Annotated in this window: 23 protein-coding genes and 1 pseudogene; 10 read left to right on the top strand and 14 right to left on the bottom strand. The window is 61.7% G+C overall.

Annotated elements, in window-relative coordinates; genetic code table 11:
• Window positions 1–35: 35 nt before the first annotated feature.
• Window positions 36–2072: a PAS domain-containing hybrid sensor histidine kinase/response regulator gene (locus NKH22_RS08545; RefSeq protein ID WP_352909372.1), complete on the top strand. Its 2037-nt coding sequence runs from the start codon at window positions 36–38 to the stop codon at window positions 2070–2072.
• A 125-nt stretch (window positions 2073–2197) separates the two neighbouring features.
• Here the strand turns inward: NKH22_RS08545 and NKH22_RS08540 are convergent.
• The 7 genes and pseudogenes from NKH22_RS08540 to NKH22_RS08510 all read right to left on the bottom strand — a co-directional run bounded on the left by NKH22_RS08540 (window position 2198) and on the right by NKH22_RS08510 (window position 7827).
• Window positions 2198–2509 (bottom strand): annotated as a pseudogene (locus NKH22_RS08540) (GFA family protein).
• Between the two features lie 110 nt (window positions 2510–2619).
• Window positions 2620–2796, bottom strand: coding sequence for a PCC domain-containing protein (locus tag NKH22_RS08535; protein WP_023691386.1), 177 nt, complete (start codon window positions 2794–2796; stop codon window positions 2620–2622).
• Between the two features lie 26 nt (window positions 2797–2822).
• On the bottom strand, window positions 2823–3140 hold the full coding sequence (locus tag NKH22_RS08530) for a hypothetical protein (RefSeq protein WP_023691385.1): 318 nt from the start codon (window positions 3138–3140) through the stop codon (window positions 2823–2825).
• 264 nt (window positions 3141–3404) lie between these two features.
• A complete protein-coding gene (locus tag NKH22_RS08525; RefSeq protein WP_023687856.1) occupies window positions 3405–4376 on the bottom strand; it encodes an SDR family oxidoreductase in 972 nt (323 codons plus the stop codon).
• A gap of 183 nt (window positions 4377–4559) precedes the next feature.
• Entirely contained in the window at window positions 4560–5201 is a 642-nt protein-coding gene (locus NKH22_RS08520) for a hypothetical protein (protein WP_023691383.1), read from the bottom strand.
• Between the two features lie 453 nt (window positions 5202–5654).
• Window positions 5655–6635 carry a cell division protein FtsZ gene (ftsZ, locus tag NKH22_RS08515; protein WP_031198409.1) on the bottom strand — a complete coding sequence of 327 codons (981 nt, stop codon included), beginning with the start codon at window positions 6633–6635 and terminating at the stop codon, window positions 5655–5657.
• Between the two features lie 322 nt (window positions 6636–6957).
• Window positions 6958–7827 carry a LysR family transcriptional regulator gene (locus NKH22_RS08510; RefSeq protein ID WP_023691382.1) on the bottom strand — a complete coding sequence of 290 codons (870 nt, stop codon included), beginning with the start codon at window positions 7825–7827 and terminating at the stop codon, window positions 6958–6960.
• Window positions 7828–8060: 233 nt separating this feature from the next.
• Between NKH22_RS08510 and NKH22_RS08505 the strand changes: the two genes are divergently transcribed.
• Together NKH22_RS08505 and NKH22_RS08500 are read left to right on the top strand one after the other, a co-directional pair.
• Window positions 8061–8216, top strand: a complete 156-nt coding sequence (locus NKH22_RS08505) for a YjiS-like domain-containing protein (RefSeq protein WP_023681184.1) — start codon at window positions 8061–8063, stop codon at window positions 8214–8216.
• 141 nt (window positions 8217–8357) lie between these two features.
• Entirely contained in the window at window positions 8358–9494 is a 1137-nt protein-coding gene (locus NKH22_RS08500; RefSeq protein WP_023691381.1) for a DUF930 domain-containing protein, read from the top strand.
• A 79-nt stretch (window positions 9495–9573) separates the two neighbouring features.
• Here NKH22_RS08500 and NKH22_RS08495 read toward each other — a convergent pair whose 3' ends face one another.
• The 6 genes from NKH22_RS08495 to NKH22_RS08470 all read right to left on the bottom strand — a co-directional run bounded on the left by NKH22_RS08495 (window position 9574) and on the right by NKH22_RS08470 (window position 16164).
• Entirely contained in the window at window positions 9574–10317 is a 744-nt protein-coding gene (locus NKH22_RS08495; RefSeq protein ID WP_023668095.1) for a ribonuclease activity regulator RraA, read from the bottom strand.
• Window positions 10318–10340: 23 nt separating this feature from the next.
• Window positions 10341–11504, bottom strand: a complete 1164-nt coding sequence (locus tag NKH22_RS08490; RefSeq protein ID WP_352909368.1) for a mandelate racemase/muconate lactonizing enzyme family protein — start codon at window positions 11502–11504, stop codon at window positions 10341–10343.
• Between the two features lie 31 nt (window positions 11505–11535).
• Window positions 11536–12633, bottom strand: coding sequence for an ABC transporter ATP-binding protein (locus tag NKH22_RS08485; RefSeq protein WP_023691379.1), 1098 nt, complete (start codon window positions 12631–12633; stop codon window positions 11536–11538).
• A gap of 124 nt (window positions 12634–12757) precedes the next feature.
• Window positions 12758–13648, bottom strand: coding sequence for a carbohydrate ABC transporter permease (locus NKH22_RS08480; protein ID WP_023691377.1), 891 nt, complete (start codon window positions 13646–13648; stop codon window positions 12758–12760).
• Window positions 13645–14604: a carbohydrate ABC transporter permease gene (locus NKH22_RS08475; protein WP_023691376.1), complete on the bottom strand. Its 960-nt coding sequence runs from the start codon at window positions 14602–14604 to the stop codon at window positions 13645–13647. Before NKH22_RS08475 ends, NKH22_RS08480 begins: the two co-directional genes overlap by 4 nt.
• 81 nt (window positions 14605–14685) lie before the next feature.
• Window positions 14686–16164, bottom strand: a complete 1479-nt coding sequence (locus tag NKH22_RS08470) for an ABC transporter substrate-binding protein (protein WP_023668101.1) — start codon at window positions 16162–16164, stop codon at window positions 14686–14688.
• Window positions 16165–16369: 205 nt separating this feature from the next.
• On the opposite strand from NKH22_RS08470, the gene NKH22_RS08465 reads away from it, so the two are divergent.
• Genes NKH22_RS08465 through NKH22_RS08445 form a run of 5 tightly spaced genes read left to right on the top strand, consistent with a single transcriptional unit; the run spans window position 16370 to window position 21301 of the window.
• On the top strand, window positions 16370–17080 hold the full coding sequence (locus NKH22_RS08465; protein WP_352909366.1) for a GntR family transcriptional regulator: 711 nt from the start codon (window positions 16370–16372) through the stop codon (window positions 17078–17080).
• A 54-nt stretch (window positions 17081–17134) separates the two neighbouring features.
• Entirely contained in the window at window positions 17135–18301 is a 1167-nt protein-coding gene (locus NKH22_RS08460; protein ID WP_023821856.1) for a mandelate racemase/muconate lactonizing enzyme family protein, read from the top strand.
• Window positions 18302–18357: 56 nt separating this feature from the next.
• Complete coding sequence (locus NKH22_RS08455; protein ID WP_023821855.1) at window positions 18358–19716, top strand: mandelate racemase/muconate lactonizing enzyme family protein; 1359 nt, start codon at window positions 18358–18360, stop codon at window positions 19714–19716.
• 47 nt (window positions 19717–19763) lie between these two features.
• Window positions 19764–20090: an NIPSNAP family protein gene (locus tag NKH22_RS08450; RefSeq protein WP_023821854.1), complete on the top strand. Its 327-nt coding sequence runs from the start codon at window positions 19764–19766 to the stop codon at window positions 20088–20090.
• 8 nt (window positions 20091–20098) lie between these two features.
• Window positions 20099–21301 (top strand): mandelate racemase/muconate lactonizing enzyme family protein, encoded by a 1203-nt coding sequence (locus NKH22_RS08445; protein WP_352803704.1) that lies wholly within the window; start codon window positions 20099–20101, stop codon window positions 21299–21301.
• A gap of 74 nt (window positions 21302–21375) precedes the next feature.
• Here the strand turns inward: NKH22_RS08445 and NKH22_RS08440 are convergent, their stop codons facing one another.
• Entirely contained in the window at window positions 21376–22014 is a 639-nt protein-coding gene (locus NKH22_RS08440; protein ID WP_023691369.1) for a MarR family winged helix-turn-helix transcriptional regulator, read from the bottom strand.
• A gap of 116 nt (window positions 22015–22130) precedes the next feature.
• On the opposite strand from NKH22_RS08440, the gene NKH22_RS08435 reads away from it, so the two are divergent.
• A complete protein-coding gene (locus tag NKH22_RS08435) occupies window positions 22131–23660 on the top strand; it encodes an MDR family MFS transporter (RefSeq protein ID WP_352909363.1) in 1530 nt (509 codons plus the stop codon).
• A gap of 68 nt (window positions 23661–23728) precedes the next feature.
• The gene (locus NKH22_RS08430) at window positions 23729–24565 is read left to right on the top strand and encodes an amidohydrolase family protein (protein WP_023681200.1); all 837 of its coding nucleotides are present in this window, start codon (window positions 23729–23731) and stop codon (window positions 24563–24565) included.
• Window positions 24566–24576: the final 11 nt, after the last annotated feature.

Here is a 24576-nt window from a genome sequence, read left to right as displayed (position 1 = left end):
AAAAGCTGGCAAGAAACAGGGTAAGGAAACTTGAGGTGGCAGCTCTTGCCGAAGGGCCGGCAAGAGCCCGTATCCTGGCGGTGGACGACGATGAGCGCAATCTGCTGGCGATCAGCGAAGTGCTCGCGACTATCGGAGAGGTCATCTGCGCCCAATCGGGCGAAGAGGCTCTGCGCTTTTTGCTGAAAGAGGAGTTCGCCGTCATTCTCCTGGATGTCCTCATGCCAGGGTTGGACGGGTATGAAACGGCCGCACTTATCCGCCAGCGCGAGCAATCCAAGCGCACCCCAATCATCTTCTTGACCGCCATCAACAAGGAGGATGCGCATATGCTGCGCGGCTATGATGCCGGCGCGGTCGACTATGTGTTCAAGCCATTCGATCCGATCATGCTGCGTTCGAAAGTCGCGGTTTTCGTCGAACTCCACGAGAAGACGCTCGAGATCCAGCGCAAGGCGGAGGTCGAGCAGGGACTATTGGCGCAGGCGTTGCAGGCGCACAAGGACAAGCTTCAGGCCGAACGCGCGCTGCGCAGCGCCGAGCAACGGCAGGATGCCATCCTGAATTCGTTGCCGGTCTGCTTTCATGCTCGGGCAGCCGAGCCACCCTTCGCGGCGCGCTTTGTTACCGAGGGCGTCGAGCGCTTGACCGGCTTTGCGCCTGAATACCTGACATCGGATCCGGAGTTCGGTCTCAGCCGCGTTCATCCCGACGATCTGCCGCGATTGAAGGAAGCGCTGCTGGCGGCAAAAACCACCGGCTCCTATACGTGCGAGTTCCGCTGGCAATGCGCCAATGGCGAGTATCGCATTTTTCTCGACCAGGGGGTGATGTCGGACGGCTCAGATGGCCGTGAACCGGAAATCATCGGCACATTGCTTGACATCACCGAGCGGCGCGGTCTTGAGGATCAGCTGCTTCAATCCCAGCGCATCGACGCTATCGGCAAGCTAACCGGCGGCCTGGCGCATGATTTCAACAACCTGCTCGCCGCAATTCTCAGTGGGTTAGGGCTGCTTGAACGGCGGGCTGCGTTGGATGATCAGGCGCAACAGGTACTCGACCTGACGCGGCGTTCTGCAAAACAAGGCGCTGACCTTGTCGCGCGAATGCTGGCATTCTCGCGGCGCCAGACCCTGAAGCCGGAAGCGGTGCGCCTTGCTGCGCTGGGCGACACGATGAACGGATTGGTGGCGCCCGTGCTGGGGGGGTTGATCCGTTTCGACTGGCAGATCGATGACACGATCTGGCTGGTGCATGTCGATGCAGGCCAACTTGAATTGGCCTTGATGAATCTGGTTTTCAACGCGCGTGACGCCATGCCCTCTGGCGGGACAATAACCGTGCATGCGCAGAATCGATCGATCGGGACGCCAACAGAGGATATTCCGCCGGGCGACTATGTCATGATCGCCGTCAAGGACACCGGATCCGGCATACCCCCCGATCTTGTCGCCAAGGTCGTCGAACCGTTCTTCACCACCAAGCCGGTCGGTAAGGGAACGGGCCTCGGCCTCAGCACGGTCTACGGCTTCATGAAGCAGTCAGGTGGGACACTTCGCATAGAAAGCGTCGTTAACCGCGGAACTACCATGCAACTCTGGCTGCCACGATCGACCGAACAGCCGGTCGATCCTGTGGTGGAACCCGACATTGAACGAGCGTTCGCCGATGCCGGGATGGAGCACCCATCAATCCTCCTGATCGACGACAGCCATGTTTTGCGGCAATTGACCGCCGAGTCCCTTCGCCAACGTGGTTTCGAGGTGACCTGCGCGGGAGGAGGGGCGGAGGCGCTGGCCATGATGGAGCGCACTCCCAACCAGTTCGACGTCATTATCACCGACTTCGCCATGCCACTCGTATCCGGCGTCGACGTGATCCGCTTCGCGCGCAATTTGCGCTCGGACTGGCCAGCGGTCATGATCACGGGCTATGCCGATGCCCGGGAGATTGCCGATCGGCCGGCCGACGTGCCCTTGCTCGGCAAGCCCTTCCGCGACGAGGATCTGTTCGAAGCGATTTTCCTCGCGATAGAGAATGCGGCCCCCCAAAGGATGAAAACCGGCTAGCGCTTAGGGCTTGTCGACGGTCTGGCCACGTCGGCAGGCCGGGCAGATCGAGACCGCACTTTCGGGGCACGGCGACAAGGGCCGCATTCCTGATCGGCAATCTAGGTCATTCGCAACAGGCGGCGCTACCAGCGCTCCTCGGTGTCGCGGTCCGGTAGGTCTATTCCGCAGCACACCCAACCAAGGCGCTGCGCTGAACCATAGTTGTACCGAGGCTCCAGATGAGCCGGATCATCGAAGGTACCGACGTGCAGCGCGATCTCGGTTGGCGACGCGTCGTAGCAAAGGCTGAGCGGCGACCCGCATTCTGGGCAGAAGCCTCTTTGCGCAATCGGCGAAGACCTTCGTTATGTTGGCTTTCCGGAATTCCAGGTCAGGCTTTTGCAGGGCATCCAGGCAAGAACTGCAAACGCGCTGCCGGTCGCTCGTCTGCACATATCGCAGTTGGCAGTAGTGAACCCTCGGTTCGATCCCGGCGCTGAATCGGATCCTGCCACAGAGACATCCGCCATGGATGGCCAAGGAGCCGGGTAGGCGCTTGCCAACCTCACGCATCAAGATCGATCAAGGCGGCGCCGAACGCTCCGATCGCAGTCAAAGAGGCACTGCCGAGGTTTTGGTCGGTTGCGAAGGCTGTCAGCGCGCCGAAGCCTTCGTCGCCGAGGTCGAGCACCACGACGAAAATTCTTTGCCCGCTGACCTGGTTAGCGAGCTTGGGTTTCATCGCGTTCCGAACCTGTTGCGGGGCAGTTAATGGGCATGGTGCTCGGCATTCCGCTTGCGGGTTGCCGCTGCCTTCTTTGCCGATTCCGATCGGCTTGCGGCTGACCGTGAAGCCGATGCCTTGCCGCCGCTTTTCCCACCCTTGTGGGCCGCGGGGTGTCCGGTGTGTTTACCACGACCCGCGCCGCCTTCTTTCTTGCCGCCGCCATCGTCCTTGTTGACGGTCGCCCATGCCCGCCGCTCGGATTCCTTCTCGGAAACACCGCGCTTCTCATAGCCTTCGGCAATGTGGTCGGCTTTGCGTTCCTGTTTGTCGCTGTATTTCGATTTGTCGCCTCGTGGCATGGTCGTTCTCCTGGCTCAATGATGTTTGAACGGGATGCCGGCGGGAGAGTTCCAAGTGGAAATTCAGAAAACTGAAACGCGGGCGAGGATTTCGACCAACACGGAGCGCTATTGCTCCGGGGCCGTGGCGGGTGCCGTGAAGCGGCGCACGGCACCGATCACGCTTTTCTTGAAGCGATCGAGCGCGGCAAGCGTCTCCCTGGAGACGACGTCGTCGCGTGCCGTCTACTCGGTAGCCAACGCAATGAAATACGTTCCGCGACCTCAGTAGCCACCGACCACCGGCAGGATCTCTCCCGTGATGTAACTCGAGCAATGCGACGAGGCGAGGAACACGTAAGCCGGGGCAAGTTCTTCCGGTTGCGCTGGCCGTTTCATCGGCGTATCCGCGCCGAATTTCGAGACGTCGTCGGCTTCCTTGTCCGAAGGGTTGAGCGGCGTCCACACCGGACCTGGCGCGACCGCGTTTACCCGGATGCCCTTGCCGATCAGATTGCCCGAAAGCGCTCGCGTGAAGGCATGAATGCCGCCCTTGGTCATCGAATAGTCAACCAGTTGCTTGGAACCGTCGATGCCGGTCACCGAACCGGTATTGATGATCGCGGAGCCCGGCTCCATGTGCGGCACGCTCTCCTGCGCCATGTGGAAATAGCCGTAAAGATTGGTCTTCAGCGTCGTGTCGAAATGTTCCTCGGTCAGGTCGTTGAAGTCACTGGAATGGATTTGGAAAGCGGCGTTGTTGACCAGCACGTCGATCCTGCCGAATTTTTCGACCGTCAGCGCCACGGCGTTGCGGCAATGCTCGCGTTCACTGACATCGGCTTTTATCAGTATGCAACGCCGGCCTTCCTTTTCGACGGCGTTTTTGGTCGCTTCGGCGTCCCTGTCTTCACTCAAGTATACGATCGCAATGTCGGCGCCCTCGCGGGCGAACAAGACTGCCACCGAACGGCCGATGCCGGAATCACCACCCGTGATAAGCGCTACCTTGTCGTCGAGTTTTTTCGATCCGAGGTAGTAAGGCGCATCGTAGAGCGGAGCGGGCTCGATCGCCCATTCATGCCCCGGTTTGGGTTGATGCTGCTCGGGAAAAGGCGGCTCGGGATATTTGCGGGCGCCGGCTTGCATCGCTTGTTGCATTTTGCCATTGCTCTTCGTCTCGTCTTTGGCGTCGATACCACGCTGGATATGGCGTTGCTTGGCGGCTTCAGCTGAAGTCTGCGACTTAGTCTGCATGGCTTTCTCCTGTGCTCGGAGAACGAACAACGCATGCCGGGCAAAAAAGTTTGCGCAAATATCTCGATCCCGAAAGGGCTCGCCATTGCGAACAGCCTGCGAAGAGCGTGGAGCATTGGTCGTCAATGAGATCGGAATTGCCATGCCGGCGGCGTTCAGACAAACACCACATTCATTACCCGCTCAAAGCACGCTTTTTTCAGAACCATAGGGTTTGGCAATGCGGACCATGCCTTTCGTCCGAAGGCGCTGGTATAAATAGAAAATCGTCATCAAGCCGATTGCTGTTCCAGCACCAAGACACAGCGCGAGCAATAGTTCTGCACCGACACGAAACGCAAGCAGAGTAACGCCCGCCGCAGCGACGATGGCATTTATGAATGCGATCATAGTCGCTGCAGTGGTCAGGTACGCCAGGAGAGGCCCAGTACGAAGAGAAGGTTCGGCGTCATTTTCGGGCCAGCGACCGAATTCCTTGGAAAACTGGAAGGCAGCCTCGTCGCCCAAAGTTCGATAGTAGGCTCTGATCCGGGCAATGCCGATATGGGCCTGCATGTTCTCAGCGGCGATGTCGACCAACCTCAAGACGGTAAAGGCACCCAGTAAAAAGACCGATGGCAGCACAACCGCGACAAACGGCAGGAAGAACTCGGAGGACTGCGTAACAAAGCCCGTTGCCACCAGAGCGCTCGACAGAGCCATAATGTAGATGGTCGTTCGCGACGCCATTTCACTTATGGACGTGCTGATCGCTGTCTGCTGCACGAAATGCTCTGTCGTCAGGGCCGCGAGAAACGAAGCATCGGGTGTCGGCGTGTCAGCCATGGAGTATGCTCCTGTCGGGTCGACCTGAGTTTTTCTTCGATATAGCGCTTGCGAGGCTGGCCGCCACTGGATGCTCCCGACGTCTGATCCATGCCGGTTTTATTGTGCCATATCCAGCGAGCCCGCATCAGCGATCAGAAAGGGCCGATCATGTGGTCAGCAGATGCTGGCCATATCGCAGGCGAAATGTCTGCCGTGGTCAATCCGTATGGCCTCCTGTTGGGGATCCGGGTCGAAGCGCATTCGCGGCGGTTGCAGTTGGGGGCGGTTCCGCGGCGGCGCTGATGCGAGTTCGCGCATTCGTGGCAGCGGCCTCGAAACAAATTCGGTCCCTAGGCCGGCAACGCGAATTCACCGGCAGGTTCAATGGTGCGGGCTTGCGGGCCAAACTTTTCGGTGGCGAAGCCCATGACCACGTCCACCAGACTCATAAATCAGCAGCCCGGATCCTGCCTACTGCGGCATCTCCAGTCCCTGCCGCAATCCTGTCGCCACGACTGAGACCCTGAACTTTCCGGCGAGTGCCCGGTCGAATATGGCGCCGACGATGATGTCGGCGTCGGCGTCGACCTCCTCGCGGATGCGGGTGGCGGCCTCATCGACTTCGAACAGCGTCATGTCCATGCCGCCCGAGATCGAGACCAGGACGCCCTTGGCGCCGATCATCGAGGCTTCGTCGAGAAGCGGGTTTGCTATCGCCGCTTCGGCGGCCTTCCTGGCGCGGTCCTCGCCCGTGGCTTCCCCGGTACCCATCATTGCGCGGCCCATGTCGCGCATCACCGACTTCACGTCGGCGAAGTCGAGATTGATCAGCCCCTCCTTGACGATGAGATCGGTTATGCAGCCGACGCCGGAATAAAGGACGCGATCAGCCATGGCGAAGGCGTCCGCGAAAGTCGTCTTTGCGTCGGCGATCCTGAAGAGGTTCTGGTTCGGAATAACGATCACGGTATCGGCGCATTCGCGAAGCTGCTCGATGCCCTCTTCGGCGGCTTGCATGCGGCGCTTCCCTTCGAAGGTGAACGGCTTGGTGACGACCGCCACCGTCAGGATGCCGGCTGCCCGTGCAGCGTTCGCTATGACAGGCGCGGCACCGGTTCCAGTTCCGCCTCCCATGCCGGCGGTCACGAAGCACATATGGGTTCCCGCAAGGTGGTCCCTGATCTCGTCGATCGATTCCTCGGCTGCCGCGCGGCCGACCGCGGGCAGCGACCCGGCGCCCAGGCCTTCCGTGACATGGGCGCCCAGCTGGATCAGCCGCGATGCTTTCGACATGGTCAGTGCCTGGGCATCGGTGTTGGCGACGATGAACTCCGCACCCTGCAGATTTTCGGCAATCATGTTGTTGACCGCGTTGCCGCCGCCACCGCCGACACCAATAACGGTTATCTTCGGTCGCATTTCAGAGATGACGGGCCTTGCCGCGGTGCTCATCGTCTTGTTCTCCTTGGAATTGGTCGACAAAAGGTTCCCGGAACGCGCCGCTTGAACACGCCAGGTGCAAGAATCAGGTTCTATCGCCTTGGCACAGGGAATCAGAGGGTGAACTTTGCGGCAAGACAAGATGTGGGACTTGTACCATATACGCCTGAATGAGCCGACCTTTTGAATGGGTCTCCAGTCCGATGTTCCGGAATCGGCTCGGATTCTGGCCAGCGAAAATCCACAATCTCCGGGATCCAACCCCTCCAAGCTTCACGCGCCCGCCTCACGCGCGAGAACCTTGAGAATCTGGCGACCGAGCGACGCCTGACGCTTAGCGGATCGGCATCTTGCCGCGAAACAACGGCTGATGGGCCCGCATCAGAGCGGCAATCCGGTTGGCAATCTTTCGTACCGGCGGGGAGTGGCGTTCCTCATGATGGGTGACGATCCACTGGTCGGTTTCGAGTTCGGGGATAGGCTGAGCGACACGAACCAGCCGCGGATCGCTGTCGCCGACGAAGCACGGAAAGACGGAAAGGCCGGCGCCCGCGGCCACAAGTTCTCGCACCGAATGGGTGTTGTTGCCGCGCACGGCGATGCGGTCGCCGTGATGGGCTTGCAGCCAGCGCGCCGAGGCAATGTTTGCCCCTTCGCCGGTGACGCCGACGAACAACCCGGCGGCGATGCCGTTGATCAGGTGGCGTCCGGAATAGATGGCATACGCGACCTTGCCGCTCTGACGGCCGGCCAGCCACTGTTCGGTCGGGCGCTCGCTGCGGATGCCGATATCGGCGGCGCGGCGACCGATGTCGACCCGGTCGGTGGTGGTGACGAGTTCCACCCTGATGCCGTCATCGACCGTCCAGATTTCGCCGATATGGGCAGAAACGAAGGCCGAGGTCCAAGGCCCGGCCGAGACGCGGACAATGCGGTCGGGCAGGTTTCCCTCGCGCCAGCGGGTCAGCGACTGCATTGCTGCTTCGACGTCTTCGGCGCGCCGCAGCAGTTCTTCACCGACCGGGGTTAGCCGGTAGCCGGTCTGCTGCCGTACGAACAGCGCTTCGCCGATCTGCTTTTCGAGCGCGGTGACGCGTCGTCCGAGTGTGGCTGCGCTGAGGCGCGTGGTTGCCGTAGCCGCGCTCAGGCCACCCAGCCGCGCAACGTCGAGAAACAACCTCAGATCGTCCCAGCCAATATCCATTTTGCAGAAATGAAAAACTCCTTGCGACCGTGGCTGTAGCGCGAAGCGGACATCATGCGCAAGTATGCAGCCGTTGGAGGCGCTGGAGATTCCTGCCCTGGTGGGACAAAGACAGGCACCTCGGTTGGCCAGGAAGTCAGTCCAATCCTTTGATCGTGCATACGCTTTGCGCGATTGCTTTGCGTTTTCGACCAACTCAAGAGCGTGAGGTATTTCGCTCTCAAGGAGACGATATGTTGCATGAACTTCGACACCGTTTCGCCCGCTGGCTTGCCTATCGCCAGACGCTTGCGAGCTTGAGGCGGCTTCCAGACAGCATATTGGCGGATGCGGGCCTTTCTCGCGAAGAGCTCCGCGAGCGTGCCCGCGACGCCAGCCTGCGTCGCTGAGATTGGAGGCGGGCATGCAGAGAATGGAGCCGGCGGCGAGAAGCAATCAGGCGTCGTCTCCTCACTGCTGAGCTGCGGCTGAATGCGCCAATACGGTTGCCACGCTTGATGCCGCCGCAGTTTCGCTCCACATCGTGAGGGATGAAGACCGAGAAATCCGAGCGGCGTCGGACCTTGCTGTGGGCCTTGCCCGCATCGCTGGTCCTGCATGCGCTCATCACCGCGTTCCTGGTCTATGGCCTGCCCGTTCCTGCCCAGCAGCCGCAGGAGGAGGAACCGGTCAATGTCGCACTCGTCCCGCCACCCGAACCGCCGAAGCCTGAGCCCCCGCCGCCTCCAAAGCCTGAAGCGCAAAAGCAACCGGAACCGAAAGTAGAAAAGCCTGTAGCGGAAAAGCCGCCGGCGCTCGAGGTGCTGAAACCTGTATTCCAGTTCGGCGACAAGGATACCGGCCCCAGGAAATCCCTGGATGGAGCCAGCGCGCAGGATAATTCGCCGACACCGGTCAAGGACAAGGATACGAAGCCGCCAGGTGAGCCGAAGGACGTCGAGAGCAAACCCGCCGCGTCGCCAGACTCCGGGGAGCCGGCGGGTACGACCAAGACCGAGGAGAAGCCGGCAACCGCAGCCTCCGAGCCGACCCAGGAGAAGCAGGCAACCGAGGACGCGAGCAAGCAGGGAGCAGACAAACAAGAGCCGCAAGATGCTGACAAGCAGGCAGCCGCGACGCCGTTGGCCACCCCCGGCGATGATGGTGAGATCGAGCTTCCTGCATCGGCCCAGGCGCCGAAGGCCAGGCCCGAAAACGCGCCGAAGCGCAGCCCTGCAAAGGTCTCGAAGCCTGGAGGCGGAGGCGCCAGGAAGCCTAGCTCCACGGAGGTGGCCTCAGCCGGGGCTTACTCGGGCCTTCCGGGCGTCCGCGAGCTCTTCTCGCACGGCGCTACCGGCAATGCATTCGGCACCACCGCGACCGACGGCATGTCTCGCGGTGAGCGCGTTGCCACACTTTGCGCCAACGTGTTGGCCGAGGAGCTGAAGGGCGCCGAGTTTTCTCCCGAGTGGCTACCAATGAGACCGCTGAAGTCGGGCAATATTGTTATAGATCCGGATGCGGCCTTTCGCGCAACGATCGGATGGTACCATGTGAGCTTCCGGTGTGAGGTCGACACCGACGCGACGCGAGTGTTGTCCTTCGACTCTCATGTCGGGTCTGCCGCCTCGCCAGCCGAAAGCGCTCAGCTTGAACAGGAACTTCGCCGGCAGCATTCGGGGGGATAGCCTGCGCGTTATCATGCCCACGCGCTGGGCGACTGGTTTATGTCCAAGGCGCTGTGATTGGGTGCCGCGTGGTTGCATCTCAATCCGCCGGGCGGTTGGCCTTGCGCCACTCCTCATATTCGCCGCGGGCATCGTCATGCAGCGGATAGTAGCGCTGCAGCGGTGCGCCCTGCATCAGCTTCTCTCGCGAGAACTCTTCCCAATCGTGATGCTTCCGGGATTCTTCGATCACCTTTGCGGCCATTGCGACGGGAAGCACTACCACCCCATCGTCGTCTGCGATGATAATGTCGCCCGGGATCACCGTGACACCGCCGCAGGCGATCGGAACGTTGACGGCGTTCGGATAGATGCTGGTTTGCACATGGTAGTTGGGCGTCCAGCCGCGCAGCCATAGCGGCAGATCGAGCTTTTCGACATTCGGCCGGTCGCGCATGCATCCATCGATGACGATGCCCGCGCCGCCTCTGCCCTTGAAGTAGGTCGACATCATATCGCCGAAGACGCCCGAGCTCATGTCACCGCGCGCGTCGACGACGACCACATCGCCTTCCTGCGCGTGATAGAGCACGTGCCGGTGCAGTTGCGTTTCCGGGTCGGCGTATTCTCCCTCGCTGAAGAGGTCCGGCCGCTGCGGCAGGAACTGCAGCGTCAGCGCCGGCCCGACGATCGACTTCCCATGGTTCTGCGCCACCGGACCGACCATGTGCGGATTGCGGAAACCCATGTGGCCTAGCGTGCCGGCAACCGTCGCGGCGCCGATTTCCCTCAGGGCGTCAATGAGGTCTTTGGGCGGTCGCGTGATGTCAGGGATATGCGTCATTGTGGACTCCGGTTGAGATGGAACTACCAGTTCGTAACAGACCCGTCCCGGCGCCTGAGGTGAGGCGCTTCCCAGAAACGAAAAGCCTCCGCCCGGACCGCCGCTTCGTTGACCTCGACGCCGAGCCCCGGCAGGTCGCTTACCGGATAGTCGGGACCGTCGAGCCGTGGCTGCACGGGGAAGAAGTCGGAATTGTCGAAGCCCAGCTTCGTCTCGGGTTCCCTGGTCTCGAGCCACGCGAAGTTGGGTACAGCGGCGGCGAGATGCAGGGTCGCGGCCGTGCACACCGGACCAAGCGGATTGTGCGGCATCAGGTCGACATAATGCGCCTCGCTCCAGCCAGCGACCTTCATCGCCTCGGTGAGCCCGCCGACATTGCAGACATCGAGCCGGTTGAACTGATGGATGCCGCGCTCGATGTAGGGCAGGAACTGCCACTTGCTGGCAAATTCCTCGCCGATGGCAAAGGGAATGTCGGTCATCCTGCGCAGGGATTCGTAGGCTTCAGGTGTCTCGTCGCGGATCGGCTCCTCGAGAAAATCAAGCACGCCGCGGCCGAGCTTGTTGCAGAAGCTCGCCGCCTCTGCCACCGACAGCCGATGATGATAGTCGATGCCGAGGACGACGTCGTCGCACAGCGCCTCGCGCGCCTTGTTCAGCATGCTCGCGGTAGCGCCGATCGACTCGCGGGGTTCGAAGATGTCCCTGCTGCTTTGCCCTACGGGGAAGAAGCGGATCGCCTGCCACCCCCGTGCGCGCAGCTCCCGGGCTCGTTCGATGGCGACGTCGCCCTCGGCCTCGTCTCCGGTCGAGGCGAAGGTGGGGATGCAGTCGCGCTGCTTGCCGCCCAGCAGTTCGTAGACCGGCACCCCCAGCGCCTTGCCCTTGATGTCGTGAAGGGCGATGTCGATGGCGGAGATAGCCGCCTGCAGAACGCGCCCGCCTTCGAAGTACTGGCTGCGATAGGCCTCCTGCCAGATCCGCCCGATCTGCATCGGGTCACGGCCGATGAGAAACTCGCGAAAATGCTCGACCGCGCCGGCAACGGCCTTTTCGCGCCCGCTCAAGCCGCTCTCGCCCCAGCCGAAGACGCCCTGGTCGGTCTCGATCTTGACGAGCATCTGATTGCGCGTTCCAACCCACACAGGATAGGGCTTGATCGCGGTGATCTTAAGCTTTTCAGTCATCCCCAACGTTCCCAATGAACCCCGTCTTGTCTCAGCCGGCCTTGAGGGCCAGTTCAGTTTCGCCATCGAACAGATGCAGCCGCTCCTGGTCGAACTCGAGCCAGATCTGCTCGTCAGGTGCGACGGCGATGTTGGGGGACACGCTGATGTTGACGATGGCGCCTGACAGCAACGCCTGCACGAAGGTGACGTCTCCGGTCGGCTCCACTGTATAGGCCTTGGCCGGGACGCTGCCTGGCACCGCGCTCTTGTGGAGCCTGATGGTCGAGTGACGTGCGCCGAGCACGACTTTCCTCGACGTTGCCCCCGCAACCTTCCGGGCGTTGAGCGGCGAGAGCTCAAGGCTCCAGCCCTCCGCGCCGGTCAACGCAGTGTTGCCGTTTGCTGTCGATGCCTCCAGTGGAACAAGGCTCATCGCCGGGCTGCCGATGAAGCTGGCGACGAACATGTTCACCGGATGGGCAAAGACCTGCGCCGGAGAATCGTATTGCAACAGGTAGCCGCTGTTCATCACCGCCATCTTGTCGGCCATGGTCACGGCTTCGAGCTGGTCGTGCGTGACATAGATGATGGTCGCCTTGAGGTCCTGGTGGAAGCGCTTGATCTCCGAGCGCATCTGCACGCGCAGTTTGGCGTCGAGGTTGGAGAGCGGCTCGTCCATGAGGAAAACGGCAGGGTCGCGGACGAGGGCGCGCCCCAAGGCGACACGTTGCTGCTGCCCGCCTGAAAGTTCGCGCGGCTTGCGCTCGAGAAGGTGCGTCATGTCGAGCACGCGCGCCGCTTCCTTGACCTTCCTGTCGATCTCGTCCCTGGGCAGCTTGCGCATCTGCAGCGGGAACGCCAGGTTCTTGTAGACCGATTTCTGCGGGTAGAGCGCGTAGTTCTGGAACACCATCGCGATGTCCCGGTCCTTGGGGTCGAGGTCGTTGACCACGCGGTCGCCGATGACGATGTCGCCCGATGTGACCGGGATCAATCCCGCGACAAGATTGAGCGTGGTTGTCTTGCCGCAGCCCGAAGGGCCGACGAGCGCAACGAACTCGCCGTCATTGACCGTCAGCGAAACGTCGTTGACAGCTTTGAAGCCGCCATAGGTCTTGACGAGATCTCTCAGGACCACGTGGGCCATCGGCAACTCCCTACGGCATGATGCCGAAAAGTGTGAAGCGGTTTTCGGACGACATCATGCTCTATCTCTTTGATTTAGAGGCGCATTCAGATTTCAGGTCGAACAGACCTGAAATCATCCGGCTCTAGTGTTTGACCGCGCCTTCTGTAAGGGCGCGTACGAAGTATCGTTGCAGGAGGAGGAACAGCACCACGACGGGCACGCTCATCATGAAGCTGGCCGCCATCAGGCCCGGAAAGTCCGTCGTATTCTCCGAGAAGAAACGCTGTATGCCGACCGGCAGGGTCAACTGCTCGTTCTTGGAAAGGAAGGTGTAGGCATAGATGTACTCGTTCCAGGCGCCAATGAAGGAATAGATCGCGGTGGCGATGATACCGGGCGTCGACAGAGGCATCACGATCAGGATGAAGGCCTGGAACCGGGTCGCCCCATCGATCCGCGCCGCCTGCTCGAGCTGCACCGGAATGTTGTCGTAAAAGCCCTTGAGCAGCCAGATCGCCAGCGGCAGGCCGAAGGTGAGATAGGTGAGAATGAGCGAGCCATGCGTGTTCACCAGCCCGATCGCGCGCATCAGGATGAAGAGGGGCACGAGAAAGATCACCGCCGGGAACATGTTGCGCAAAAGCACGGTGAAGAACAGGAAGTTTCGTCCGGGGAAACGAAAGCGCGAAAACGCGTAGGCCGCAGGAACGGCCACGATCACCGAAAGGATTGTGGTGACCGTGGACACGTAGAGGCTGTTCCAGAAAAAACGCAGGAAGTCCTGGCCGACGCTGTTTTGCGGATCGAGCAGCTTTTGGTAGCTGGCCAGGGTAGGCTCTTCCGGCCACCATTGCGGCGGGAACTGCATCGCCGCGAACCCGGACTTGATCGATGTGATCAGCATCCAGATCATCGGCAACGCGGTGTAAAGCAGCATGAACACGAGGAAGACGCGCCCGGCCCAACGCCATCCGTCGATGCGCATGCGGCGCCGGGCTGGACCTCGAGGGGCTGTCTCGACGATCGTGCTCATGCGCTCCCCTCGTTGCGCTCGTTGCCGGCCAGCGCACGAACGTAGAAGTAGCCCAGCACCATCAGCATGAGGAACAGGAGTACCGAATAGGCCGATGCGACACCCCATCGCTGACGGCCGAAGGCGAGCTCATAGATGTGGGTGATCCAGATATGCGACGCGTTCGACGGCCCGCCACCGGTCATGATCCACGGGATGATGAAGGAATTGAAATTGGCCACCGCGAGCAACAGGATCGTCACCGTCGAGACGTTGCGCAGATGCGGGAAGGTGACGTGCCAGAAACGCTGCCATGCATTGGCCCCGTCGACTTCCGCGGCGCGCAGCAACTGGTCGGGGACCGTCTGCAAGCCGGCCATCATCATGATCATGGCAAACGGAAACTCGCGCCAGATATTGACGACGATCAAGGAGGGCAGCACCGTGCTGACGTTGTCGATGAAGTTGGGCGGCCGGTCAGCCAATCCGAGGCCGACCAGCACCGCGCCGATGATGCCGAAGTCCGAATGGTAGATCCACTTCCAGATATAGGAGGCGGCAACCGCGCTGATGACCCAAGGAATGATCAGGACAGCGCGCAGGACACCCCGGCCGATAAACTCGCGGTGGAGCGCCAGCGCGGCGGCAAACCCCAAGGCAAAGGCAACGAAGGTGGATGCGATCGTCCAGATCAGGGTGTTCAGGGTGACTTTCCAGAACACCTGGCTGGTGAGGATGGCCGTGTAGTTGTCCAATCCGATGAAGGTCTTGTCGCGGAGCTGCAGGCCAGGCGGCGTCTTAAAGAACGACAGCTCGACCGTGTAGTAGATCGGATAGGCGATGACGATGAGCATCACGGCGATCGCTGGAAGCACGTAAGCGTAGTCGGCGCGATGCTCCCAGATATTCCGCAGCACCCCGGAGCTACCGGGTTGCAATCTTCGGCGAGCCTCGGCCTTCCCGGTCACGATCGTCACGATGGCGTGCCCTTGTTGTTCGGAGCAAACCGGCTGCACGCACTATCGGCGCAGCCGGTCGGATCGCAGGTCAGGCCCGGACTAGAGTCCGTCCATCAGGTTTTTCACCTTCTCGGCCGCGTCGTCCGCTGCCTGATCGACGGTCATCGCTCCGGTCAGGGCGTTCTGCAGCATGTCCGGGACGATGATATTCATGATCTCGGGCGATTGCGGCAGCGCCGGAAACGGAATGCCGTATGGCAACATCGAGGTCGTGACATCGAGGAACTTGATGTTGTCCAGACGTTCCTTCATCCATTTGGTCTTGAAGCCGTTGAGGTTGCCTGGGTTCGAGCCGGCATACGCCATCTTCAACGACCATTCAGGGCTTGTCCACATGCAGATGATGGCCTTTGCGGCCGGCTCGTCCACCTTGCCGCCCTCGACATATTCGGGCTTCAGGATGTGAATGTTCGAGCCACCAAACACGACCGCCCGCTTGCCGTCGGGGCCGGTCGGAATCAGGCCATAGCGCATGTTGTCGATGACGGTCTGCGCCTTATCCTTGTCGGCGCCCGTTGCCTTCTTCTGCAGGTCGAGCATGACGTTATAGTCGGACGGGTGCGAGACCATCATGCCGAGTTGGCCGGCGACGAACAGGGGCTGGTTATCGGCCTGCTGGTTGGTGAGGGCCGAAACCGGAACCGACTTGTCGCGAACATACATGTCGTAGGAGGCTTGCAACGCCGCCTTGCTCTGCGGGCTATTGAGCTCGACCTCCTTATAGGTCGGGTTCGCGGAGGCTTCGTCGAAGACACCGCCGCCATAGGCCCATAGCTGCGGCATGAAGCGGTACGGCGTGTTGCCGGCGTTCTTTCGCGCCACGAGGCCGTAGCCGGCAATGCCGAGCTTGTCATGGATCTGCTTGGAATATTTGACGACGTCGTCCCAGGTAGCCGGAGCCTTGTCCGGATCGAGGCCCGCACGCTTGAAAATGTCGGCGTTCCAGATGAACGCCATCGTCTCATTGTTGGTGGGAATGCCGTAGGTCACGCCATCCCAGGTTACCGCCTTCATGGCGCCGGGCCAGAAATCCTCTGTGGGATAGCCCACATCTTCCGGCTTGAGCGGCTGCAGATAACCCTTCGAGGCGAACTCGGTTCCACCCAGGATTTGCAGGCGGACCGCCATCGGCGCCGCATTGCCGAGCAGCGCCGTGCGGAATTTGTCGAGAAGGTCGTTGTAGGTGAGGGCCTGATCCTCGAGCTGGATGTTCGGATAGGTCTTGCGGAAGGTCTCGAAGAAATCCTTGTAGTACTGGCGCAGGAGATCGGGGTCGCCCTCGAACACACCCTGATACCAGAACGTCAGTCGCCCCTTGTAGTCGAGCGGAGTGACCTTGCCGCAATCGGCGGCCGTGTCGAAATCCTGTGTGCCGGCGATGGAGCGCACATATTCCGGCGACCACTTGCTCAAATCGACCGGCGGCGAACCCAGCGCCGATCCCGACATGAGCGACGCCATCAAAGCAGTGGCGACTGTGCCGCGCAGGACGGCACCGCCGAGTGTAATCCTCGTCATAGTATCCTCCCAGATTCTCCCATGCCGCCGTGCGCCAAGGGGCTCGTTCGACCGTGCGGGATGTGTCCTTCTGCTCAATGTATCCCTTCGATCATCTGGTACGTTTTCAGATCGTGGATTGCCTGTCAACGCACCCGATCGTACATTGTTTGCAAAACGCGTGTATGATATCAAGCATGTGATGTACTAATCGGGGGAGCCGGCTTTGGCCGAAACAAGTGATTTCAAAGCAGAGCCACCCGTGGGGATTGATCCCATCGCGGCGTCCAGCGAGGGCGCCTCGCTTTATGAGCTGATCCGGGAAGACATCATCGAGGGACGGCTCGCCGCCAACGAACGACTTGTGGTTACCGATCTCGCCCGGCGTCACGGCACCTCGACCAACCCCGTACGCGAGGCGCTGCAGCTGTTGCGAGGGGAGGGCTTCGTCACCTTTGTCGCCAACCGTGGCGCCCGCGTCCGACCCATAGACCAGGATTTCGTCCGGGATATCTACGAGATCGGAGTCCTGATCGAGCCGGCCCTGACGCGATGGTTCGTGAACATGGCGACCGGCGAGGACATCGCCGAACTCGAACGCATCCAGGCTCTGATCGAAGAGAACAACTTCACCGACACATTGCGGCACAGTGAATTGGATACCGCCTTCCACACCGTAATGTACCAGCGCCACTACAACCGCCATGCCGCCGAGCTTTGGTGGAAGCATCGCGAAGTGCTGCGAGCCGTGAGCCGGCGTTTCAATTTCACGCTCGCGCGGCGGGCCGCCGTCATGCGTGAACACCGCGAGCTCATCGCGCATATCAAAGCGGGAAATGCCGACGAGGCGGCCGAGCTCATTGCCCGCCATGTCGAGGGTTCCGGCCGGCACGTTCTCGAACAGATGCGTGCGCGCAACGCCGCTCGGGCCGGATAGAACTTCCAGCCCAGAAAATCATTGGTCCGGCCATCAGACAGAGGTAGTTGAGAGATGAAAATCACGAGCGTTCGGCCGTGGCTGATCAAGTCCGATGCTTCCTATTGGGGAGAGTTCCTGTTCGTCGAGGTGACGACCGACGAAGGGGTGAGTGGCTGGGGGGAAATCACCACCACCACAAGGCTCGCCAACCGCGCGCTGTGCACGATCCTGCGTCAGATCGGTGTCGCCGTCACAGGTGAGGATCCGGCGCGCATCGAGCATCTCTGGCACAAGATTTTCCGCAGCTTCACCTATATGGGCAGCCGCGGCGCCGCAGTCGAATGCGTGAGCGCTATCGACATAGCGCTCTGGGACATTCGCGGCAAAGTTCTCGGCAAGCCGATCTACGAGCTGCTGGGCGGACCGGTGCGCGATAAAATCGCGCTCTATACCCATCCCAACCAGGCCAAGTTTACCAGCAAGGAGGCTGTGGTCCGCGAAATTCGAGACATCGTCGAATCCGGACACACCGGGCTGAAGTTCGATCCTTTCCCCCACCAGGGCCGCATCGCCGATGGCTTGGCGCGCGAACAGCGGGACGGCTACCTCGATGGCAGCATGACCCGCAAGGACGAGCGCGAGGCTGCCGAACTAACGGCTTTGATCCGTGAAACGGCGGGGCCCGATGTCGACATTCTCATCGACGCGCATGGCCGCTTCGACGTCCCCACCGCCATTCGCCTCTGCCGAAGCCTCGAGGAAGCCGGCCAGATCGACTGGTTCGAGGAGCCATGCCCGCCAGAAAGCCTCAATGCTCTCAAGCAAGTGCGTGAGAAGGTCAGTGCCGCCATCTCGTGGGGCGAGCGCGGCCACACCAAATGGGATTTCGTGCCGGTGCTCGAGAACAGGCTTGCGGACTACATCATGCCGGACGTTACCTGGACCGGCGGCATTACCGAACTGAAGAAGATTTCCGCCCTGTGCGAAGCCTACTACATCCCGGTCTCGCCCCATGACGCCGCGGGACCGATCAATGTGGTTGCGGGAGCGCAGGTGATGATGACGGTTCCCAACTTCTACAAGCTCGAAACGTCGGAGTGGAACCTGGACAAATATAATCACCTCATCGACGAGCCACTCGATGTCTCGAACGGCAGCCTCAAGCTGGCGTCGAAGCCGGGTCTCGGTGTCGAGATGAACCGAGACTACCTGCAGGCCCACGAGATAGAGCTTGGCTAGCAACGCTTATGCAGGCCGGGGGTGCGGGGCGCCACCAATCAGAACGAGGATAAGCCATGGCAAAGACGGGTAGCGCCGGCGAGGCGCTCAATCGGGTAAATACGAACTCCAGGCCGAGCGACCTGCGCATCACCGACCTGCGCGTTGCCGAGATCGTCGGCGCGCCGTTCACCTCCGCGCTGGTCAAGATCTACACCAACCAGGGCATTGTCGGCCTGGGCGAAGTGCGCGACGGCGCCAGCGCGACCTATGCGCTGATGCTGAAGAGCCGGTTGCTGGGCGAGAACCCTTGCGACGTCGACCGGCTGTTCCGCCGCATCAAACAATTTGGCGGCCATGGGCGGCAAGGTGGCGGTGTCTCGGCAATCGAGATCGCGCTTTGGGACCTCGCCGGCAAGGCGTATGGCGTGCCGATCTACCAGATGCTGGGAGGACGGTTTCGCGACAAGGTGCGTGTATATTGCGACACCGACGCGGACAAGCCCAGCGGCACCGAGACCGGAAAGCGGCTCAAGGCGCGGATGGATCTCGGTTTCACCTTCCTCAAGATGGATCTCGGCCTGGCGCAGATTTCGCACATATCGGGCGCAGTGGTGGCGCCGGCCGGCGTGCTCGACGGTTTCCGCAGCCATGCCGCGCGCGGTCCGGCACGCACGCTGGACGAGCGCCGGGCGCGTAATGCCGCCTATGACGCGCAAAACGTGCCGCATCCCTTCACCGGCCTCCACTTCACCGAAAAGGGCATCGACCTGCTCGACCAATATATCCACGAGGTCCGCGAGGTGATCGGCTACGAGGTTCCGCTCGCCATCGACCATGTCGGCCACATCTCGCTGCAGGACGGCATCCGTCTGGCCCGGCGGATCGAGAAATACGCACCGGCCTGGCTCGAGGACGTGATCCCCTGGCATTACACCGAGCAGTATCGGCAGTTGCAGCAGGCGACCTCGGTGCCGATCTGCACGGGTGAGGACATCTACCTCAAGGAAGGCTTCGAGCCGCTGCTCAACGCCGGCATCTCGGTCATCCATCCGGATCTGCTGACCACCGGCGGCATTCTCGAGACCAAGAAGATCGGCGACGCGGCGCAGGAGCATGGCGTCGCCATGGCCATTCACATGGCGGAAAGCCCGATCGCGGCAATGGCCGCCGCGCATGTCGCTGTAGCCACGGAAAACTTCATGGCGCTCGAATATCACACCGTCGAAGTCGACTGGTGGGACGATATCGTCACCGGCCTGCCCAAGCCGCTGGTCAAGGACGGCTTCATCACCGTGCCCGACAAGCCTGGTCTGGGCATCGACGACATCGTCGACGAAGTGATCAGCCAGCACCTGCAGCCCGGCGTCACCGGCATCTGGCAACCGACCGATCACTGGGACGACGAATACTCCTGGGACCGCACCTGGAGCTGACTCTACACTTCTCTCCTCGGAGGGAGAGGTGAACAGAAGGATGGACCATGATCTACGAACTTCGCATTTACGACTGCGTGCCGGGCCGGCTGCCGGCGCTGCTCAAGCGTTTCAACGACCATACCTTGGCGCTGTGGGATAGACACGGCATCCGCCAGGCCGGGTTCTTCACCACGGTGGTCGGCGAAAACAGCAATCGACTGACCTATTTCGTCGCCTGGGAATCCCTTGCCGAGCGCGAAGTGAGATGGAAGGCCTTCACCACCGATCCGGCATGGCTCAAGGCCCGCGACGAGTCCGAGCGCGATGGCCCGATCCTGGCCAATATTTCCAGCCAGTTTCTCGCGCCAACCGCCTTCTCGTCGGTGAAATAGAGGACATCATGAAGATCACCGATCTCAGGTGCGCCGTCATCGGCAGGCACCCCATCGTGCGCATCGTCACCGACGAAGGCCTCCATGGCCTCGGCGAGGTCGAGTACACCAAGCCTTATCTGAAACCCTGGGTGCTGCATTTCCGCGACGCGCTGATCGGCGAGGACCCGACCGATGTCGAACGCGTGATGTTGAAAATCCGCCAGCGCGGCTCGTTCAAGCCCTACGGCGCCGCCGTCAGCGCTATCGAGCATGCTCTGTGGGACATCGCCGGCAAGGCGGCAGGCGTTCCGGTCTACAAGCTGCTCGGCGGCAAGGTGCGCGACAAGGTGCGGGTCTATAACGGTTCCATCCGCAAGAAGCGCACCGGCGACAGGCCGGAGGATTACGCGGCCGACGTCAAATGGATGATGGAGCGGCCGGAAGGTTTCTTCATGGTCAAGCAAGGCATCTCCTTCCATTCCAACATGAAGACTTCCGTTCCCGACTTCCACTATGGCGTTCGCCAGCCGCCGACCTATCACGGCGCGATGGACCAGGGGCAGATCAGCGAGCGCGGCATGGCGCATATGATCGACTGCGTCATCGCCATGAAGGAGGTGCTCGGCGACAAGGTCTCGCTGGCGTTGGATTGCGGCCCCGGGTGGTTCCTGCCGGACGCCATCCGCTTCGCTCAGGCGGTGGAAAAATACAATCTGATGTGGCTGGAGGACATGCTGACCGGCGACTACGTGCCATGGGTCAACCCGCAAGCCTATCGCGAACTCACCACATCGACGTCCACCCCCATCCACACGGGCGAGCAGATCTACCTGCGCCATAACTTCAAGGAACTGATCGAGACGCAGGCGGTTCGCGTCATCGGTCCGGATCCCGCCGACATCGGCGGCATCGCCGAGCTCAAATGGGTGGCCGAGCACGCCTACATGCACTCGATCATGATGGCGCCGCACGGCACGGCGAACGGGCTGCTCGGCCTCGGCGCGCTGATCAATGTCTGCGCCACGCTGCCGGCCAACTACATCGCCTTCGAATATCCCAGCGCCTCCGACCCCTGGTGGGAGGACATCGTCATCGGCCTGCCCAAGGGGCAGATCGTGAAGGACTCCATGATCGACCTGCTCGAAGCGCCGGGACTGGGTGTCGACATCGATGCCGAAGCAGCGAAGAAGTACCTTGCGGAAGAGGACGCCGGTTTCTTCGGCCGATAACGATCCGACGCGACCTGAGCGTCAAGGGCTATCGAACGGCTCGCACACATGGGTGAGCGTCCACGCCGTGCCGCCTATTTCGTTTCGGGCAGCATCTCGTCCATCAACTGCTTGACGGCCTCGGCGGATCTTTTCATCCCGGCTTCGTCCATGGCCCAACCGGCGAAGCGTTCCAGCAAGGTGGCGAACCTTACTAGGTCCTGCTCATCCCACTGTGCCAGCGATCCGGCGAAAATCCGCCATTTGGTCTGGCGCACCGCCGCCACGAGGCGCTCACCCTTGGCGGTGAGTTTGAGGCAGATGCGGCGGGCATCGCGTTGCGATGCGACACGGCAGGCATAGCCGCGTTCGACGAGGTCGGCCGCGATGCGGCTGGCGCGCGACGGATCGGTCTCGAGGCGCTCGGCGATGACGCCAACCGTCACCTCATCCTGCTGGGTATCGCTGAAAACCGGATTGTTCGCGATGGCGCTGATCGCATCGAGATGGCTCACTTCCAGCGAAGGGTCTACGCGCGCCAGGATCATGCGGCCGAAGTCGCGGCGCTGGATCGAGCGGCGCACCTTGCTCATTACCGCATCGATGGCGGCCACGGCCTCGGCCGCCGGTTCGGACAGGCCGCTGCCGCGCGCCAGACCGGCGAGGTCCCGATCGCCGCGCGTCTGGAACAGGGATGGAAATCGGTCCGGACTGCTGGATGCGTTGCTGCTCATCCATAGCGCGTTAGCAAGAATATATGCTGATGTCAATTATATGCTGCGCGCACATATCTGGTTGACACCTCTCGGCTGTGGGCACATAAATCGCGCCCCAAGCTACGGAGACACCGATGACTGTCGAGCAGACGCTGCCGGACGCGCGGCCCGTTGAGGCCCAAGTCAGGCCCGACCTTACGACCTTGATCGTCTATTTCGGCGCGCTGATCGCCATGTTCATGGCAACCATCGACATGCAGATCGTCGTCACCGCCTTGCCCACCATTGCCGGCGAACTCGGCAATCTGCATTTGTTCGGCTGGGTCGGTGCCGCCTACCTGCTCTCGACCGCCGCGGTCTCGCCATTCTACGGCAAGCTTGGCGACATGTATGGCCGCAAGAATGTCGTGCTGACGGCGATCGGCCTGTTCCTGCTGGGCTCGCTGGTCTGCGGCATGGCATGGTCGATGGAGAGCTTGATCGCCGCGCGCGTGCTGCAGGGTATCGGCGGGGGTGGGTTGATGGTTTCGGCCTTCGCCATGATCGGCGAACTGTTTTCACCGCGCGACCGCGCGAAATATCAGGGCCACAGTTCGGCGGTGTTCGCGCTGTCATCAGTGCTCGGCCCGTTGGCCGGCGGCTACATCACCAGCCTGTTCGGCTGGCGCTGGGTGTTCCTGGTCAATCTGCCGATAGGCATCATCGTGCTGGCGGTGCTGGCCTTCGCCATGCGCAGCCGGTTCAACGAAAAGCGGCACCGCATCGACTATCTCGGCGGCGTGCTGCTCGCCGCCGGCACGACGGCGATCGTTTATTGGGGCTACCACGTGCTCGACCCCAGCGGACCGGACCTCATCACCTTCGCGCTGCCGCTGCTGGCGCTGGTCGCCATCACCTTGTTCGTGATGGTCGAGCGGCGGGCCGAAGAGCCGATCGTACCTCTGCGGCTGTTCGGCGATTCGACGGTCAGCATCGTCTCGGGCGTGTCGCTGGTCGCCGGAACGGTGACGCTGGGCATGTTCTTCTATTTTGCCCTCTACATGCAGACGCTGACGGGCCTGAGCCCGGCCGAGGTAGGCTTCCTGTTCCTGCCGGCGTCGCTCACGTCCATGGTCATCTCGATCGTCGCCGGGCGGGTGATCGCGGCAACCGGACGCTACAAATGGATGCCGGTGGTCGCCATGGCTATTGGCGGGTTTCTGATGCTGGGCTTTGTCCTCACCAACCAGCACACGCCGATCTGGGTGCTGGCAACGATGATGGCTGTGTTCGGCATCAGCATGGGCCTGCAGTTCCAGGTGCTGATCGTGGCGATCCAGGCGGCAGCACCCCTGCAGGATATCGGCGCGGTGACGTCGCTGATCACCCAGGCGCGGACGCTCGGAGCATCGCTGGGTCTGGCGCTGAACGGCGCGGTGATGATCTGGGCGCTGAACCGGCAGACAGCCGAGCTTCCTGCAGACGCCGCCGCCCTGCTGCCGGGTGGCCTGAACGGGTTGACGCCGCACCTCGCATCGAGCCTGCCGGGCGCGATCCGCGAAGTGGTGCTCGACCATTACTCCAGTGGCTTCAACGTGATGTTCATCTGGGTGGCGGCGCTCTATTTCGTCGCCATGGGGCTGACGCTGCTGCTCGAGGACAAAGAGATCCCGAAGCGGGGCTGAGCCAGAGTATGTCCATGCGCTGGGTTTAGGCATTTGGCGATGATCTGAAATCACCGAGGAGGACAGCCATGATCATCGACACTCATCTGCACCTGATCGACCTGTCGGCGCTGCGCTATCCCTGGCTCAGCCGCGAGCCGGCGCTCAACCGCGATTTCCCGCACGCAGAATATGCGATCCAGGCCCGCCGCGCCGGCATCGAGGCCGCGCTGCATATGGAGGTCGACGTCGATGAAGCCGACATCCAGGCCGAGACCAGCCATGTGAAGGCGCAGTCGCTGGAAAAGGGCACGCTGTTGCGCGGGGCGATCGCCTCCTGCCGTCCGGAGGAGGCCGGCTTCGCCGCCTATCTCGAGCGCCAGCAAGCCGATCCCTTCGTCAAGGGGTTCCGCCGCGTGCTGCATGTCATGCCGGACGAGCTTTCGGACAGCGCGCTGTTTCGCGAAAACATCAAGCGGCTTGCCGGCACAGGCCTGACCTTCGACTTCGTCGTCCTGCCGCATCAGATTCCAAGGGCGGTTGCGCTCGCCGATCTGGCGCCGGATGTGCAGTTCGTGCTCGACCATTGCGGCGTGCCCGACATCAAGGCCAGTGCGGAACATCCGTGGCGCGAGCATATGAGTGAGATCGCGCGGCGTCCCAATGTCATCGGCAAGATCTCCGGCGTCGTCGCCTATGCCGATGCCGGCTCATGGACAGTCGAGACCTTGCGCCCCTATGTCGAGCACACGATCGGCTGCTTCGGCTGGGACCGCGTCGTGTGGGGCAGCGACTGGCCGGTGTGCACGCTTGGCGGTGGCCTTGCCACCTGGGTGGCGGCGACACACGCGCTGATCGCGGGCGCCAGCCCTGAGGAGAGGACGAAATTGCTGTCGGGCAATGCCAAGCGGATGTGGAAGCTGTAGCGCGGTCGGAC

The organism is Mesorhizobium sp. M1252, assembly GCF_040318265.1.
GTDB lineage: Bacteria > Pseudomonadota > Alphaproteobacteria > Rhizobiales > Rhizobiaceae > Mesorhizobium.
This window is presented reverse-complemented; position numbering and strand designations above follow the sequence as displayed.